17 protein-coding genes are annotated in these 16,388 nt (G+C 40.5%); 3 read left to right on the top strand and 14 right to left on the bottom strand.

Annotation, left to right across the window (positions count from 1 at the left end):
* Positions 1-52 precede the first annotated feature (52 nt).
* Entirely contained in the window at positions 53-643 is a 591-nt protein-coding gene (locus Q0X72_RS00505) for a carboxymuconolactone decarboxylase family protein (RefSeq protein WP_297760434.1), read from the bottom strand.
* Between the two features lie 60 nt (positions 644-703).
* On the opposite strand from Q0X72_RS00505, the gene Q0X72_RS00510 reads away from it, so the two are divergent.
* Together Q0X72_RS00510 and recJ are read left to right on the top strand one after the other, a co-directional pair.
* Positions 704-1,126, top strand: coding sequence for an OsmC family protein (locus Q0X72_RS00510; protein WP_297760437.1), 423 nt, complete (start codon positions 704-706; stop codon positions 1,124-1,126).
* A gap of 107 nt (positions 1,127-1,233) precedes the next feature.
* Complete coding sequence (gene recJ, locus Q0X72_RS00515) at positions 1,234-2,928, top strand: single-stranded-DNA-specific exonuclease RecJ (protein ID WP_297760487.1); 1,695 nt, start codon at positions 1,234-1,236, stop codon at positions 2,926-2,928.
* Here recJ and Q0X72_RS00520 read toward each other — a convergent pair.
* The 7 genes from Q0X72_RS00520 to Q0X72_RS00550 all read right to left on the bottom strand — a co-directional run bounded on the left by Q0X72_RS00520 (position 2,925) and on the right by Q0X72_RS00550 (position 9,022).
* Complete coding sequence (locus Q0X72_RS00520) at positions 2,925-3,692, bottom strand: UDP-2,3-diacylglucosamine diphosphatase (RefSeq protein ID WP_297760440.1); 768 nt, start codon at positions 3,690-3,692, stop codon at positions 2,925-2,927. The two genes, recJ and Q0X72_RS00520, sit on opposite strands and share 4 nt — an antisense overlap.
* 33 nt (positions 3,693-3,725) lie before the next feature.
* Positions 3,726-4,178 carry a 6-carboxytetrahydropterin synthase gene (locus Q0X72_RS00525; RefSeq protein WP_297760443.1) on the bottom strand — a complete coding sequence of 151 codons (453 nt, stop codon included), beginning with the start codon at positions 4,176-4,178 and terminating at the stop codon, positions 3,726-3,728.
* Between the two features lie 97 nt (positions 4,179-4,275).
* A complete protein-coding gene (locus tag Q0X72_RS00530; RefSeq protein WP_297760446.1) occupies positions 4,276-5,391 on the bottom strand; it encodes an acyltransferase family protein in 1,116 nt (371 codons plus the stop codon).
* Between the two features lie 96 nt (positions 5,392-5,487).
* A complete protein-coding gene (locus Q0X72_RS00535) occupies positions 5,488-6,342 on the bottom strand; it encodes a LytTR family DNA-binding domain-containing protein (protein ID WP_297760449.1) in 855 nt (284 codons plus the stop codon).
* A gap of 45 nt (positions 6,343-6,387) precedes the next feature.
* On the bottom strand, positions 6,388-7,155 hold the full coding sequence (locus tag Q0X72_RS00540) for an enoyl-CoA hydratase/isomerase family protein (RefSeq protein ID WP_297760453.1): 768 nt from the start codon (positions 7,153-7,155) through the stop codon (positions 6,388-6,390).
* 21 nt (positions 7,156-7,176) lie between these two features.
* Positions 7,177-8,511 (bottom strand): MATE family efflux transporter, encoded by a 1,335-nt coding sequence (locus tag Q0X72_RS00545; RefSeq protein WP_297760456.1) that lies wholly within the window; start codon positions 8,509-8,511, stop codon positions 7,177-7,179.
* Between the two features lie 10 nt (positions 8,512-8,521).
* Positions 8,522-9,022, bottom strand: coding sequence for a GNAT family N-acetyltransferase (locus Q0X72_RS00550; RefSeq protein ID WP_297760459.1), 501 nt, complete (start codon positions 9,020-9,022; stop codon positions 8,522-8,524).
* Positions 9,023-9,072: 50 nt separating this feature from the next.
* On the opposite strand from Q0X72_RS00550, the gene Q0X72_RS00555 reads away from it, so the two are divergent.
* Positions 9,073-9,870, top strand: coding sequence for a universal stress protein (locus Q0X72_RS00555; protein WP_297760463.1), 798 nt, complete (start codon positions 9,073-9,075; stop codon positions 9,868-9,870).
* Positions 9,871-10,194: 324 nt separating this feature from the next.
* On the opposite strand, the gene Q0X72_RS00560 is transcribed toward Q0X72_RS00555, so the two are convergent.
* The 6 genes from Q0X72_RS00560 to Q0X72_RS00585 form a co-directional block, all read right to left on the bottom strand.
* On the bottom strand, positions 10,195-10,680 hold the full coding sequence (locus tag Q0X72_RS00560; protein ID WP_297760466.1) for a hypothetical protein: 486 nt from the start codon (positions 10,678-10,680) through the stop codon (positions 10,195-10,197).
* A gap of 181 nt (positions 10,681-10,861) precedes the next feature.
* Complete coding sequence (locus tag Q0X72_RS00565; protein ID WP_297760469.1) at positions 10,862-12,472, bottom strand: MFS transporter; 1,611 nt, start codon at positions 12,470-12,472, stop codon at positions 10,862-10,864.
* Positions 12,473-12,486: 14 nt separating this feature from the next.
* Positions 12,487-14,559, bottom strand: a complete 2,073-nt coding sequence (locus tag Q0X72_RS00570; RefSeq protein ID WP_297760472.1) for a glycoside hydrolase family 3 N-terminal domain-containing protein — start codon at positions 14,557-14,559, stop codon at positions 12,487-12,489.
* A gap of 97 nt (positions 14,560-14,656) precedes the next feature.
* Positions 14,657-15,322: a hypothetical protein gene (locus tag Q0X72_RS00575; protein WP_297760474.1), complete on the bottom strand. Its 666-nt coding sequence runs from the start codon at positions 15,320-15,322 to the stop codon at positions 14,657-14,659.
* A complete protein-coding gene (locus Q0X72_RS00580; protein ID WP_297760477.1) occupies positions 15,289-16,092 on the bottom strand; it encodes a mannitol dehydrogenase family protein in 804 nt (267 codons plus the stop codon). Before Q0X72_RS00580 ends, Q0X72_RS00575 begins: the two co-directional genes overlap by 34 nt.
* A 2-nt stretch (positions 16,093-16,094) precedes the next feature.
* A partial coding sequence (locus Q0X72_RS00585) for a hypothetical protein (protein ID WP_297760480.1) occupies positions 16,095-16,388 on the bottom strand: 294 nt, incomplete at its 5' end.

Below are 16,388 nucleotides of genomic sequence, written 5' to 3' on the forward strand. Positions count from 1 at the left end.
TGCTCGCCATATATTTACCGGGGCACTTTCTATTTATTTAAATTAGATATTGCTAAAGGTGTTTCCCCTTTTCCCATCCATGTTTTCCAAGATATTGCTCCCCGCTTTCAACGGCGCCCTGTTCTATTGAGGTTCCCATGGAATCGTTCCATCTGTTGAGATAGCCAAAAAGTGAGATCACCCCTAACATCTCCACGATCTCACCTTCATTCCAATACTTGTACAAGGTGGTTTTGATGTTCTCATCAACCATATTAGGCACTTGAGATGCTGCCAATGAGAAATTGAGTGCAGCGCGTTCTGCTTCTGAAAAGGCAGGATGAGTTCTATAGTCCCAAATATTATCTAATTGTTCCTGTTCCGCTCCGTAGCGTTCAGCCGCCCTGATGGCGTGGGCCTGACAATACCTGCAACCTGTCGCATTGCTGCTTACCCAGGCGATCATTCTCTTTAAGGCCGAAGTAACCCTTCCCTGATTTTCCATCACAGCCTTGTTCAAATTAATAAAGGCCTTGGAGATCGCTGGCCTGTGCTGCATGGTAAGGACAGAATTAGGACAGAACCCAAGCGTTTCATTAAAAAATGTAGCTAATTCTTTAGTTTCAGCATTGTGTTCAGGAGAAAGCGGATTGACCAGTGGCATAGGATCTTTTTTGTAGTTATTGTTGTAATTTTGAGCTAGCAAGAAACAAAAAAAAACAGTATGACAAATCAGATCACTACCAAATGGATAGGCAACATGGCTTTTGAGAGCAATAATCCATCGGGCCATGAATTTATTATGGATGCAGACGTTGAAGATGGGGGTGAAGGAAAAGGGTTTAGACCAAAAGCTTTGATGTTGTCCTCTCTGGCCGGATGTTCTGGTTTAGATGTGGCGTCACTTATCAGGAAAATGAAACTACAGGTAGATAAATTTCATATTGAGACCATTGCAGAACTCACGGAAGAGCATCCTAAATACTACAATGAAGTAAAAGTAGAGTACCATTTTTACGGAGCCAATCTGGATCAGAAAAAACTTCAACGCGCGGTAGACCTGTCTGTAGAAAAGTACTGCGGGGTAATGGAGATGTTTCGAAAATTTGCTTCGGTCTCTACGCAAACTATTTTCCATAAGGCCTAAATCAATAGTACAGTTAGGCCTTAATTCAATTTCTAACAATGAAACCAGCGCTGCATAGAATATGCATCTTCTAATAGTACCTTATGAGCCCCATTGAAATTTCACAGATGCGTTGGACGTTACGACCCAAACCAGAAGAAGTTGCCGTCAAGGAATTAAGCAAGGCAATAAAAGTTAGCCCACTGGTGGCTACTCTTTTATTACAAAGAGGGATAAGCACCTATGAAGAAGCACTTCATTTTTTTCGACCTGAACTAGAAGACCTTCACGATCCCTTTCTGATGAAGGATATGGACAAAGCAGTGGATCGCATAGAACAGGCCATTAAAAAGGAACAAAACATATTGGTATACGGGGATTATGATGTTGATGGCACCACGGCGGTGGCACTGTTATCCTCCTATCTACTGGAATCTTATCCCAGGGTTGCTACCTATATTCCGGATCGGTACGCTGAAGGTTATGGTATCTCTTACGCCGGGATCGATTTTGCAGATGATAATGAGATAGACCTTATAATTGCTCTGGATTGTGGTATTAAGGCCATTGATAAGGTGTCTTATGCGAAGGAAAAAGGGATCGATTTTATAATATGTGATCACCATAGGCCCGGAGAGCAATTGCCCGAAGCAGTGGCGGTGCTTGATCCGAAACGAGAAGATTGTACCTATCCCTATGACGAATTGTGCGGTTGTGGTATAGGTTTTAAATTGATTCAGGCCATAGAATTTAGCAAGGGCAGATCAATAGATGGTCTGATCCCATACCTCGATCTGGTGGCGACAGCAATTGCTGCAGACATTGTTCCTATGACAGGGGAGAACAGGGTTTTGGCACATTTTGGCCTAAAGGTCATTAACGCATCTCATCGTCCAGGATTTAAAGCCATCCTTAAGGCGCTGAAAAAGACCCTGTTAACCATCACCGATGTGGTCTTTGTCATTGCGCCAAGGATCAATGCCGCCGGAAGAATGGAACATGGACGTTATGCCGTTGCACTTTTAACAGAGACCAATCCGGCTAAGGCCGAAGAAATGGCCAGGGAAATAGAAGTCTTTAATACAGATCGTCGTGGTTTAGATCAGGAGATAACCGCCGAAGCCTTGGTACAGATTCAGGAAAATAAAGAAGAAGAAAGATTTACTTCTGTGGTTTACAGGGAATCCTGGCATAAAGGAGTTATAGGGATAGTTGCTTCACGCCTAACGGAGACCTATTACAGACCCACGCTGGTGTTTACAAAAAGTGGAGATAAATTAGCCGCTTCCGCACGTTCGGTGAGGGGTTTTGATGTGTATAATGCCTTGGAATTGTGCCAGGATCACCTGGAGCAATTTGGAGGTCATAAATATGCGGCAGGTCTAACACTTCTTGAGAACCAATACGACGATTTTAAGGCCCAATTTGAAAAAGTAGTAGCCAGCACAATTGACCCAATGCTGCTTACCCCTGAGATCAATATAGATGCAGAGATCATGCTATCGGAGATAACCCCAAAACTAATGCGTATCCTTAGTCAGTTTGCTCCCTTTGGCCCGGGGAATATGAAGCCTGTATTTTTATCGCATCACCTTCAGGATACTGGCTACGCTAAAGGAGTAGGGGAAGAGAACAAGCATTTAAAACTTGCCGTTAAACAACATACCCCACAACCCATAGGAGCCATCGGTTTTGGCCTTGGGAGTAAATTAGCTGTAGTAGCAAATGGGAGTGAATTCAGTGCGGTCTATACGCTGGAGGAGAATGTCTGGAATGGCACCGTAAATTTACAATTGAAACTCAAGGACCTTAGGGCATCCTAAGGGTTATAGTGCTCGAGCTTAAAGCTGGTTCCGTCGAGAACGCCATAGGTATAATGGCTTATCCAATCGCCTAAATTGATATAGGTGGAATTCTCATTTAAGGCTATTTCCAGAGGTAGATGACGATGTCCAAAGACAAAGAAATCGAAATGGTCCTGGGATAATTTCCGCTTTGCATACTGAACCAGCCATTCATTTTCCTCTCCCAGGAATTCCTGGTCTTCCTCGCCTGAGATCAACTTGTTTTTTACCGAAAAATACTGGGCCACCCGTACGCCCCAATCGGGGTGTAACCAACGAAAGAACCATTTCGCAACAGGGTTGGTAAATACCTTTTTCATTCTTTTATATCCCTTATCATGTGGGCCTAACCCATCCCCATGCCCAATAAAGAATCGTTTTGAATTGATCTCAAATTGTTCCGGTTGATGAAATACAGGGATCCCGAGTTCTTCCTGAAAATATCCGTTCATCCACAGATCGTGGTTGCCGGTAAAAAAAAATACAGGTATACCACTATCAGTGATCTCTGCCAGGGTGCCCAGAGTACGCACAAATCCTTTGGGGACTACGGTTTTATACTCAAACCAAAAATCAAAAAGATCTCCTAATAAAAAAATAGCTGCGGCATCTTTTTTTACGTGCCTTAGCCAAGAGACGAAGATACGCTCTCTTTCAGCACTTTTATCCCTGGTTGGAGCCCCCAGATGGTTATCGCTGGCAAAATAGATCTTCTTTCCTGGCGGTACGAGAATTTGCTTCATTTGGTTATAAAGATAGGAAAAACGGCTAGGGGTTTATTTATTGTCTTCTGAGAACCATTCTGCATAGGCCGTCTCAGTTTCCCTTAGTTTTAAGGAATGAAGTTGCAGATGTTGAGGCAACCGATCTTTGATCTTATCTGCAAAATCGATCACCATATTTTCACTGGTGGGCTGATAATCAGCAAATATAACTTTGTGACCTCTTGTTTCCAGCTCTCTGGCCAATTCCAGATGCGGTGTATTTTTGTTGAATACCGTAGCATGATCGAACAGATCAACTACCTCCTCTTTTACTATTTTTTTAAGATCCCCAAAATCGATCACCATTCCCAGTTTTACCGCTTCTTTTTCAGAAACCGGAGTTCCGATGACCGTAACAGCTAACTTATAGCTATGCCCATGGACATTTTTACATTTCCCATCGTAACCATACAAGGCGTGGCCCGTTTCAAATCTAAACTCCTTGGTTACACGTATCTTACTCATTTGCACTTTCCTTAAAGGACAAAGGTAGGAATTCTTTAAAAGGAAGGCACTTTTAAATCTATCTGGCTTTTTAAGATTTTAAATGGGTTATGGGCAATTATTTAGGTTTTTTCAATCCAAAGAAAGGCCTAATGAGTCTCCATCTTCTTATACAGGTTTCATAAATGATATAGGAACCACCAAAAGTAGCGATCGTCAGGATCAGGAATTTTGGCAGGAGCCCCCAGGGCAAGTCCATAATGAAATAAGCTGTGATAATAGTAATCGTCTGATGCAGAATATAGAATGGATATACTGCTTCGTTGGAATAAGCCAATGCTTTGCTTTGCTTGTTCAAATATCGCGCAGCATAGCCAAAGAGTGCAAGGATCCATGACCATAGATTAAAGACCTTCAGAAAGGCTTCAACAAAATGCTCCCAAATAGAATCTTCAAAAGTCATTATCAGACCAAGGAATAGGGTAAACCCAACTATTCCGCAAATAAGATAAAATCTGCGATGCTCAGTTACCGTTTTCCAGAACTGTTCTTTTACAGAGATCAGCAGAAAGCCATAGAAAAATAGGGTAGCGTAATTTACTATCGCAAACCAATCGCCAATCAGGGCATGGGTGATGTTAAAAAATGGCTCTAGCAAAGATTCGAAGAAATACAGCGGAATTATGAGCCAGAAAAGGCCATACTTACTGGCAACCTTATTTTTTATCCTCAAAAGGAATCTGTTTCCAGGATGCTTACGCAGGTAAAGAAACACAGGGAGCAAGGCCAGCGAAAAAAGTAACAAATACGGTAAGAACCAGAGGTGGTGCCAGCTCATATTCCCTTCCGGATATACACCGATAAATGCCTTCGATGGCCAAAAGTCAAAATAGGACCCAAGAAATTGCCCGGCGGAAAACTTTTCTATATATACCTGCGGAGGAACAATTATAAGCATGCCCACCACTAAAGGAAGGAATAACCTTTTAATACGTTCCATACTGAATTGCGGTCCCGTTCTTTTGTTTAAAGCGTAATAAGTGCCCATTCCGGAGATAACGAACAGGATGGGTAGTCGCCATTGATTAAGGAACAGCATTGGGTACCGCAGCCAAGAATATTCCACATTATTTTTAATATGCCAACCCCATGGAACAAAGAACATACCTACGTGATAAAAGATAAGCAGTCCAAAAACCAGCACCCTTAACCAATCCAGATCATACCGTCGCATACTATTTCCTTTTACCCAAAGATATTCTTAAACCAAATGCGTTGTGATCCTTTGTGTTGAATGACAAGGATTTGTGGTGAATGACAAGGTATATTGCTATTGTTGTAACCTGGACTCAAATGTAGGGATCATATTTCTTGAAACCGGGATGGTACTATTCCCATGTTGTAGTGTAAGTTGGTATCCTTGGGCATTGCCTTTAACATGTTCAAGGAAAGAAAGATTAACAATATAAGACCGATGTGTTCTAACGATCTGGTCTATGACGCCTAGTTGTTTTTCAAATTCTTTGATAGTGATCCTTTTTAATACTTGGATCAGATCATTCCCGGTATACATGTATAACATGAGGTAATTTCCTTCTGCTTTGGCAAATAGAAATTGATCTATTTCCAGATCGAACCTGTCCATTTTAACCTGTGTTTCTATGGGAACAATGCTGACACTTTTGGGTGTGTTGAATACCCTCCGTGAATGCTCCAGAATATTTGCCTCTCTCATAAAACGGGCATTTAGCCTGTTAGAATTTACGGATACAATTATGCCAACCAGAAGGATACCCACTAAAAATGTATTGCCAACCTCTTCTCTAAAATACCCCCAGGACCAATTATTGGGATTATCGTAAATAAGGTCTCTTATAAGGAATTGGCCTATGCCGATAAGCAAAAGATAAATACTGAGAAAAATGATATCCTTTCCAATGGTCCAATGCTCATCAATAGAAGGTGATAAATGGATAAATGGATATATAAGAAGCAGAATCACCATGGGCATAAACGCATGTATAAAACTGATCCAGAAATAATCCATCCTATGTTCAGCTGTATTTACATTAAATGGGGTGAAGAAGTAATTGAAAAAAAAGGCTAGTAAGAAGATGGCAAGACCAAATTGCAAAAGGGACCTGCCCCGGAAATAAAAGGGATAGGGTGTACTTAAATATTTCATGATGGATAAATTCACGGCCATGCTATCACCATATAAGAAACGATTTTATTTTTTAAAGGCCTCTAATGCTTTCTTGGTATGAGGCGATAGGGCCAAGCTACCTGTAATAGCCGCTCTATCTGTTAACAATTGGGCCCAATTGTCAGTGCCTTTCCACAACACTTTTTTAAGTTCTCGAAGTGCTTGTGGGTTAATCCCTCCCAATTGGGAAGTAAAATAATCAATTTCTTTATCCATCTCCTTTATAGTGTTAAAGACTTTGGAGTACAGACCTTTATCCTTCGCCCAATATGCGTTCTTCCATTCAGTGGGGGCTAAAGACATTTCTGCCAAACCAGATACGCCTATTTTTCGTTCCACTGCAGGGGCAATAACAAGTGGGGCAATACCAATGGTCAGTTCTGAAAGTCGGACTGCGGCATCCTCAACAGCAAATACATAGTCGCAAGCTGCAATAAGTCCTACTCCCCCGCCGACGGCTTTTCCCTGAACTCTGCCTACAATTGGTTGGGAACAGCGCCGCATGGCATTCAGGACATGGGCAAACCCGCTAAAAAATCGGGTGCCTTCCTCCTCCGTAGAAACGGCCATTAGTTCATTAAAAGAGGCCCCTGCACAAAAGGCGCCATCTCCTTCAGATCGCAAAACAATAAGCGAGACCTCCTTGTTTTGTGAAAGCTCATCCAGGGTCTTGGTAAGGCGTTGAAGTAATTCAGCAACAAAAGAATTACTGGCCGGATGGCCAAATTCTACAGATGCAACAGTATTTTGAATATTGGTGTAAAGGCTACCATTTGTTCTGGAAGTTCCCATGGATCATAGATTTTCTCAAAATTACACCTTTTGCAATAGCGGACGAAATTTTGCCCTGAACTTCCAGACCAGTGCTCCTCCTCGGATCATCATCCAAACCGTGATGGCTATCCAAATACCATACAGACCTAAATTAAAGAGATTTCCCAAATATAGCATTGGGATAAATCCCAGGAAGGTAGCCACAAGCAGCACGTTTCTTAAGTATTTCATTTCGCCAAGGCCCTTAAACAGACCATCAAATACAAATGCCACGGTGTTTATAGGTAGGGCCAGAATAACTATAAAGAAAATGGAGTAAAAGGTTTGCAGCACAGCTGTATCATTTGAAAACAGTGCACCAAGGGGCCGGTAAAGTAGTACGCCTATTCCCATTAACACCAAACTTACGGCAACACCATAAAGAATTATTTTTTTGGCTAGTTTCCATAAGTTGGGATAGTCCTTGGCGCCAAGGAGACGCCCGCCCATAATATTGCCAGCGGCCCCATAGCCATCAATAAAAAATGCGGCAAATAACCATAAATTGATGGCAATGGTGTGGGCTCCAATAAATCGATCCCCTAAAGCGGTAGCCTCCCTTACAGCAAGGACCAAGGTTATATTAAGGGCAACGGTCCGTACAAATAGATTCAGACTCATCCCTATCAATCTACCTAACTCAGGATGTAATGACATTGTTGGTATAAGAGAAATATTTGTTTTGGTGATTAAAAGGTACAATGCCATTACAGCCATAACACCCTGCGCAATAAGACTGGCCCAGGCAGCTCCTTCTAAATACATTGGGGCTATTATTCCCTTAATGCCATACACCAGGGCAAAATCGAGGCCAATATTAAGTACAGATCCTACGATGGCTATCATCATGGGCCAGTAAGTATTCTGCAGCCCTCTGAAAATACCCATGATAGCAAATACGAACAGTGTGAGGGGAAATCCCCAGACCCTGATAGAATAATAAGACACACAGAATTCCAGGATCTTGCCTTTGGCATTTAACAACATAAATATCTCTTCTACCACAAAGATGGTGGCAACCAGGATCAAAACACTTAGAAGCAAATTCAGGCATATGGCCTGAGCCGGAAGGTTGGCTACCTGTTGTAGCTTTCCTGCTCCCAGATATTGAGAAATGATGGCCGAAATGGCACTTCGGGTCTGCCCCAATATCCAAATAAGCATAGATAGAAAGGCCCCTACAATGCCTACAGCCGCAAGAGATTCCAGCCCATTAACAGGAATGTTGCCAACAATAGCCGTATCTGTTATAGATAGGATAGGTTCTGCAATGCCGGCTATGGTGGCCGGGATGGCCAATTTGTTAATGGTCTTAAATGAGACTACGGTTTTCAAATAATCAAGATTATAATACTAGTTCATAACAATAAAAGGGATGAATACTTTGGTTCGGGAAATAAATAGGGCCAAGTTTTTGGTACCCACGGGCCTCATAAAAGCGCTGATTTCGTTCATTTTTACTAAAGGTATCTAAACGGATGGAAGTATACTTTTCATCAACTGCTTTCTGTTCTGCGGCATCCATTAACAACCTGGCCTTGCCTTTACCCTGTAGTTCGGGAAGTACTGCCAAACGATGAATATAGAGATTATTATCATTTGGCGTGAGCCATTCAACAGGGACATATTCCTCGTCCATCATGGAAGAGATGGCAATACACCCCTGGATCATGGAATGATGCTCTAGCACAAAAAGTTCTTCCCTTGCCACATCTCTCAAAAATGCCTCTTTGGAGGGATAGTGCTCATTCCATTGATATATTCCACTGCCGATCATATACTGTGCGCAGGCCTTGGTAAGACGCAAGATCTGGGGAATTTCTTCTATCTTTGCAGGTCTAATCATCTAATCATTCCAATTAATCCGTAAATTTATAGTATTAATCGCTAACCATTATGAAGAACATATTAGTACCCATCGGAACCTCCCCAAATGCACATGAGACGCTTCAATACGCTGTAGATCTAGCGTCTAAATTTTCTTCGCAGGTGTTTGTAATGGAAGTATTTAATGTGACCAAAGGCGCGGGAAATTTAAAAGATATTTCAGCCAAAGTAGCGCAAAGTGGAAAAGAAAGGCTTAAAGAGATCATCAATAAGGTGGACGGAAAGAAAGTTGAGATCAAAATAGCCACCTATAACGGAGATTTAATTGATGGATTAAAAGAGATCAATGATAAACTTGGGATAGATCTAATAGTAATTGCTCCAAGAAGTAATGATATTAAGGAAGAATTGTATTTAGGTCATACATCTGGAAGGATCATAAAAAGAACAGAGATCCCGACATTGATTGTGCCTAAAGGAACGAAGTTTACTCCATTTAAGATTGTCCTTGTAGGATTTAAGTCGGGTGTCTTAAAAAGAAAACGAATTCTTAATCCGTTAATAGAGATCAAGAAAAAATTTAAATCCAAGATCCATTTATTACTCGTAAAGACTCCCGGATATATTGACAGAGACCTGCAGATAAATACAGCATTGATGGATATCAGTTCTCATTTGACGTTGGCAGAACACGCCACCACGTATTTAGGAATTTTAGAACATATTCAGGCTGAACATCCGGATTTGCTTTGTGTATTTCGAAGGAAAAGAGGGGTGTTTACCAATTTGTGGGAAAAGAATACGATTCATAAGGCCGAATTCTCAGCCAAGATCCCTGTATTGGTGTTAAGCGTAAAGAAAGACTAATAAAAAACCACTACGATTGTGACGGTGCCGGTTATGATCTCGGCATCTTTGACTGCCGCAGTTATTTATTCCATTCATGTTGTATTTACATGTAGTAAATTTCAGGAAAGTGAAAAAGCATGGCTGGATTATAGCCGTTGTTGTAAAACATTATTAATTTCTGACCTTTCCTCGTTGATTTTTTGTAATTACAAATTCCAGTAGTTGTAAAATTTTCGTGGCTTTCTCCAGGCATTGCTTTTCCGTTTGCGAGAAGTGCTCTGGAATTAGTGGTGCCTTAGTCTAGGGGAATATTATATTTTATACTGTTCTGTTTTCTAATGGTTACTTGGCGATTATATCAAGTTGCTCTTTGTTGAGCGCTATATCTACCATAACACCGTATTCCAAGCCCATTATTTTTGGAAGGATTAATTCGAGCATAGTGGGCTTTTGAATATGATCTTCTTTAGTTTCGGGATCGGGTAAATAAACCAATCCTTTATAGGTTTCATCTTTATAATAGAGAGATACATCAAAAAAATAAAAATTCTCTGGAGGAATATAATCCGACCAATCTATGTTCTTAAAAAAATATTTTGGCTTCTTTATTTTATAGGAGCAAGGAGAAATATCTAAATTGATGGTACCCATGAAATAGTTGCTCAAATCAAGACCTCGTTCAAGAAAATGTTGAAACTGTTGTTTTAAAGTCCCTTCCGGATATCGCTCATCCTTGCCTTTACCAGAGGCAACTCCATAACCCGACTGTATTTCACCGCGAACTAGAGTGTATTCTATAGATCCCGTCTTATTATTTTTCTTATCCATAACTTAAATATGAGATTTTAACTAGTTCGTTCAATAGGATGTGAACTACTGTTGTCACTAGTTGCAAACTAACGGTAGGGGGGGAGACATCTCAAAGTATTTCTCCAAAACAAATAATTCTATTTTTCTTCATTAATATTTAACCCTTTTTTTTAAACAAAACTCCATGTTTATCATTCGTTCAACCAGTAGTTTTGTTTGCTTCATCAAGTCGTCGTTGCTCTAATGTCGAAGTTATCTCACCCATTTTTTTCTTTGTTAGAGGATAAAACAGCATTATTCCTGCCCCAATTACCGCAACAATACCAGGCACCCAACTCATTAACATTTTTATACCGGGAATTGCGCCTTCAATAGAAGTAGTGTCCTGACCATTATAGTGGAAGGCACCTAAAATCAATCCTATGATAGCACCTGCAATACCTCCTCCAAATTTAGTTGCAAACGATCCTGCTGAATAAACCAAGCCCGTAGCTCTACGATTATTTTTCCATTCTGAATAATCCGCAGCATCACCTAACATCACAAAGAATAAGCAGGAAAAAAAGGCTCCAATGAGTTCTGAAAGCAACCCAATTGTAAAAATAAGGACAACAGCAGTTGAATCGCAGAATATTAAAAGGGATATAACAGCTCCAGAAATAAGCAAAGAATAAATAAACATTTTCCGTTTTCCATATTTATTACTTAATGGCGTCATTAAAATTGCACCTACAATAGAAACCAACATTAACCCTACAAGATAAGACGCAGCCAATAATTGATCGTGTAAATAATGAGTGAAATATATAATTATAATACCTTGTTTGATGGCATTATAGGAACTTGAAAATATCCCAGTAATAAGCAATGTCCACCATGGCCTATTGTTAACCAAATCCTTAAAATCTTGTTTTAGATTGGCTTTCTGATCCTTTGGAGGTAGTATCCGTTCTCTTGTAGTATAGAAGGTGATAAACATTAAAATCGCAAGAACAACTGCCATTGAACGCATAGAGTAACTATAACCCCTCTTTTGATCAATAATTCTCAGATTTTCTGAAGTTAAATTAGATTCTCCTGCGACTATAAAGGAATACGTTTTTCCAGATTCCATGTTAAAGCTCTTACCGACAGTAGGCGTATTTTCCAAATTACGGTCATCGTTCCATTTAAAAGTGGCGATTCCATCCTCGGTTTTTATATTAGTATTCTCTACATCTCTTGTGGCGGCAATGTCAACTTGATACGTATTGTTCTCCAGTTTTGAGACCTCTACCGAAGGATCTACATTTCCGAAATAGGCAATAAGAAAGAGCAGTGCTCCCTGAACAAGAATTCCTCCACCAAATGCACCTACCATTCTATAGGCCCCAATACTTGTACGTTCTTTGTCATCTCCGGACATAACGGCCATCAACGCACCATATGGTACGTTATTGGCTGTGTACATGAGCGTAAAAAAGAGGTAAGTGATATAAGCATAAATGATTTTCCCAGAGGCGCTAAAGTCTGGGCTAGAAAAAAGTAGAATTAAACTAATTGCTAAGGGAATCGCAGTCCAGAGGATCCATGGTCGAAATTTGCCGTATTTTGATTTGGTACGATCACCAATAACACCCATCACGACATCACTGATACCATCGCTCAAACGTGCTGTTAAAAACAGGACACCTACTGTCACTGGATCTAATCCAAACACGTCGGTATAGAATATGAACAAAAACGTTCCTACTCCTCGCCAGCCAATATTAGCTGCTGCATCTCCTAATCCGTAGCCTATTTTCTCCTTAACCGAAACTTTATTGCTCATAATTGAATAATTGTTTATTGGACTATTTCAAGTAGACCTTTTGCTAAAATATTATTAGAAGCAGATCCTACAAGTATTTCAAATTGCCCTGGCTCAACTATCCAATTTTCTGTTTTTACATCCCAAAATGCAAAGTCTCTTTCCGTTAATGTAAAATGCAAGGTTTTTTTAACTCCTGCATTTAACTGTACTTTCTGAAAATCTTTCAACTCTTTTAAAGGACGTTCCACAGAAGATTCTATATCACGAACATATATTTGGACTATTTCCTGTCCATCCATTGCTCCAGCGTTCTTAATATCAATTTTAAAACTTACGGATGAGCCTGCTTTGATTGATGCTTGTTCAATCTTCAAATTGCTGTATTCATATGTTGTATAAGACAAGCCAAAGCCAAAGTTATAAAGTGGCTCAATTTCTTTATGCTCGTACCAACGGTAACCAACAAATATGCTTTCGTCATATTTCACATCAATTATTGGATCTATAATCTTATGATCTTCTTGCCAACCTGTGTATAATGCTGCACCTTTAGGGATGTAACCGTATCCTGGTGAATCTTTAAATGTTTTCTCTATAGTGATAGGTAACTTTCCAGATGGATTAGTACTACCAGCTACTATTTCAGCAAAAGCTTTAAACCCAATTTGTCCTGGATACCAGCTGTAAATTAAGCCTGCAATTTCATTGCTCCATTCGGTCATATTCATGCCACTACCAGAGCTCACAGCTACAATAGTATTCTTATTTAGTAACGCTATGTTTTTAATGGCTTTATTAACAGTTTCTGGAAAATCAAACGATTTATCCCACCCTTCAGAATCAAATGTTCCAGCACTATATATCACATAATCAGCATTTTTTATAGTTTGATTATCGGGCTTTTCCTGGTAAGTGACTTTGGTCCCATATACCTCTTTTAGCGCTGCAAGCATGGTTATAGTATCATAACCTTTAACTTCTGCAGCACCTCCACCACAAGGAATTTTTTCCGAATATTCTCCAGTAAGTAAAATTGAAATATCTGCTGATTTAGGTATGGGTAAAACACCATTGTTTTTGAGAAGTACCATACTTTCACGCGCTGTTTGTAAGGCGACCTCAATATGATCATCGAAATTTTCGAAATAGCTAGTATCTTTTACGGGACGTTCAAGGAGACCCATCGCTATTTGTGTGGTTAATATGTTAGTTACCATTCTATCGATGTCTGCTTCTTCCACTTTTCCATCTTCAAGAAGCGATTGTGCGGAAGAACGTAAAAAGAATTTATCTTTTTTCATATAAGCAGGATATTCTTCTCTAGGTTCACCAGGCATATCCAGATCAAGTCCGGATTTTATCACTTTTTCGGAATCAAAAACCGACCACCAATCGCTCATAACCAACCACTTAAAACCTAGATTCTCACGTAAAAGACCTGTAATAACATCTTTGTTTTGGCCTGCATACTCACCATTTACCAAATTATAGGAAGTCATAACAGCCATTGCCCCTGCATTAACACCTGCTTCAAACGCTGGCATATAAATTTCACGTAATGCTCTATCATCAACTATAGAATTTGATGTTCTTCTTTTGTAGTCTGTATTATTGGCAATAAAATGCTTTAAAGTAGCCATAGTACCTGTTTCTTGCATACCTACTACATAATTTTCTACCATACGCGCGGCCAAATACGGATCTTCGCCAAAGTATTCAAAGTTTCTACCGTTTTGAGATATTCTATAAATGTTCATTCCTGGCCCTAAAAGCACCGCAATTTCCCCAGCTCTACATTCTTCGCCAATAGATTTTGCATAATTACTTGACAACTCCTTATTCCAAGTACTTGCTAAGGCTATTGGACTTGGGAAAGCAACCGATTTTTCAAGTTGGTTAGGAAGCTCTGGTCGTATGTTAACACCTTGTGTGGCATCGGATAAATACAGCGCCGGTATATTAAACTTTTCAAACCCTTTTGTGTAAAACATGTTGTAACCACCTATTATTGAGATTTTCTCATCGATGGTCATTTGATTAAGGATTTCTATGGCTTGTTTTTTTGCATCATTATATGCAATAGGAGGACTAAAAGGTTTGAACATGGTGTCTGTTTTATATTCTTGGACAATGGGTTTGTTTCATACAATAAGAAGCATGGGGTTTTACTTATGACCTACAAAAAAAGTACTATTAGTTTCTTCAAAGCATACTTCGCATCAATTTCTTAATGTCAGCACCTTGGTACAGTTCTTCCAGCAGCGAAGTATAGCTTTCCGCGAAACGCTCATTTTCTACAAGTGCACCAAAGAGCGATTCTTGCTTGATAAAAGCCAACGCATCATTTGCCGTTTCTTTCGCAGTAGCATGCAATTCGCTATGCATGGCATCAATAATTTCCAGCGGCTGACCGTTTTGGTCTACTTGTTTGTCACTGTAAAAGCACCATGCCGCAATGACCAAAGTGGCGAATTTGATGCTGCCGCCCGTAGCCAAATTTTCATGAATGGTTGGAATCAAAAACTTGGGTAATTTGGCAGAGCTCTCCGCGCAAATACGGATGACGCTGTCTTTGATATTGGGGTTTGCAAATCGTTCGAGCAGACTGTTTTTGTAGTCCGTTAAATCAATGCCTTCAATGTTCCCTAAAACTGGAGTAGCTTCTTCGTCAAAAAAGGCGCGTAAATAGGAGGCGAAGAGCTCATCTTCTACACAGGCATTAATCGTAGGGTGGCCGTGCAGGGCTCCTAAAAGTCCCAAGACTGAATGCCCCGCATTCAGCAGTCGCAGTTTCATTTTTTCATAGGGCCCCACATCGGGTACGAATTGTACGCCTACTTTTTCAAACGCAGGCCGTCCGCCGGCCACTCATCTTTTAGTCCGTAGGTTTTCTCTAAGAACTCAATATCGGATTGGGTAGTAACAGGGGTTATACGGTCCACCATGCTATTGGGGAAGGAGACCTCCTTTGCTATCCATTTGGCCAGGTCAGAGTTTTGCGCTTCAGCGAAGGCGAGTAGCATCTTATGCACCATATCGCCGTTATGTTCGATATTATCACAAGACAGCACCGTAAAAGCAGGTAGCCGTGCATCGCGACGTCTTTTTAAGGCCGCAGTTAGAAACCCATAAACGGTTTTTGGGTCCTGCGGGTTTTGTAATTCGTGTTGAATGTCAGGGTTATCAAAATTGAATTCTCCCGTATTGGGATTAAAATTGTAACCTCCTTCGGTAATGGTCAACGAAACAATCTTCGTCTCGGCAGCTGCCATTCGGGCGATGACAGGTTCGGGATCTGTGGTGCCCATTTTAAAATCAACGATCGACCCGATGACTTCGGGTTCGATTTTTCCGTTTGGGTGTTTGACCATAAGGGTGTAGAGATGGTCTTGTTTTTTGAAAATGTCATAGAGTTTGTTGTCCGCTTCGCGTAAACCGATTCCACAGATTCCCCATGTAGGGGCCGCGCCGTCATTTTTTAATTGGTGCAAATAGTAAGCTAGATGGGCGCGGTGAAAGCCACCTACACCTATATGAACGATTCCCGATGTATCCGATGCACGTGTATATTTCGGTACGGGCATACGGTTTTCCAATTCTTGTAAATTTTCCTGATTGAGCTGTAATGGAATTTCCATGTTTATGCTGTTGTTTTTTGTTTCCCGCGTTTTAGCGCCCAATAGGCCAACACGAAATAAATGATGGTACAAATGAATGCGTAGGTATAAAAGAGTTCCCGATTTTCGATATAATTTGCTTCCGTAGTACTTCCGAATAGCGCATTACAAGCCAAAACCAAGGTGGCGACCAAAGCCGAAATGGCTACGAATTTTAATCCCTTAGAGAACAAAGAAACATCTTTTGTATGCACAGGTTCTTCTTTTGCTTGCTGTTGTTGAAAACGTTCGATGTTTTCATTTCGTAGTTCCTCTTC

Source organism: uncultured Muriicola sp., from assembly GCF_947258935.1.
In the GTDB taxonomy this organism is placed as follows: domain Bacteria; phylum Bacteroidota; class Bacteroidia; order Flavobacteriales; family Flavobacteriaceae; genus Muriicola.

What these genes read in the sequence shown, in the direction of transcription:
- Q0X72_RS00505 (WP_297760434.1), bottom strand. Translation starts at nt 643, where the DNA reads ATGCCACTGGTCAATCCGCTTTCTCCTGAACACAATGCTGAAACTAAA.
- Q0X72_RS00510 (WP_297760437.1), top strand. Translation starts at nt 704, where the DNA reads ATGACAAATCAGATCACTACCAAATGGATAGGCAACATGGCTTTTGAG.
- recJ (WP_297760487.1), top strand. Translation starts at nt 1,234, where the DNA reads ATGCGTTGGACGTTACGACCCAAACCAGAAGAAGTTGCCGTCAAGGAA.
- Q0X72_RS00520 (WP_297760440.1), bottom strand. Translation starts at nt 3,692, where the DNA reads ATGAAGCAAATTCTCGTACCGCCAGGAAAGAAGATCTATTTTGCCAGC.
- Q0X72_RS00525 (WP_297760443.1), bottom strand. Translation starts at nt 4,178, where the DNA reads ATGAGTAAGATACGTGTAACCAAGGAGTTTAGATTTGAAACGGGCCAC.
- Q0X72_RS00530 (WP_297760446.1), bottom strand. Translation starts at nt 5,391, where the DNA reads ATGCGACGGTATGATCTGGATTGGTTAAGGGTGCTGGTTTTTGGACTG.
- Q0X72_RS00535 (WP_297760449.1), bottom strand. Translation starts at nt 6,342, where the DNA reads ATGAAATATTTAAGTACACCCTATCCCTTTTATTTCCGGGGCAGGTCC.
- Q0X72_RS00540 (WP_297760453.1), bottom strand. Translation starts at nt 7,155, where the DNA reads ATGGGAACTTCCAGAACAAATGGTAGCCTTTACACCAATATTCAAAAT.
- Q0X72_RS00550 (WP_297760459.1), bottom strand. Translation starts at nt 9,022, where the DNA reads ATGATTAGACCTGCAAAGATAGAAGAAATTCCCCAGATCTTGCGTCTT.
- Q0X72_RS00555 (WP_297760463.1), top strand. Translation starts at nt 9,073, where the DNA reads ATGAAGAACATATTAGTACCCATCGGAACCTCCCCAAATGCACATGAG.
- Q0X72_RS00560 (WP_297760466.1), bottom strand. Translation starts at nt 10,680, where the DNA reads ATGGATAAGAAAAATAATAAGACGGGATCTATAGAATACACTCTAGTT.
- Q0X72_RS00565 (WP_297760469.1), bottom strand. Translation starts at nt 12,472, where the DNA reads ATGAGCAATAAAGTTTCGGTTAAGGAGAAAATAGGCTACGGATTAGGA.
- Q0X72_RS00570 (WP_297760472.1), bottom strand. Translation starts at nt 14,559, where the DNA reads ATGTTCAAACCTTTTAGTCCTCCTATTGCATATAATGATGCAAAAAAA.
- Q0X72_RS00580 (WP_297760477.1), bottom strand. Translation starts at nt 16,092, where the DNA reads ATGGAAATTCCATTACAGCTCAATCAGGAAAATTTACAAGAATTGGAA.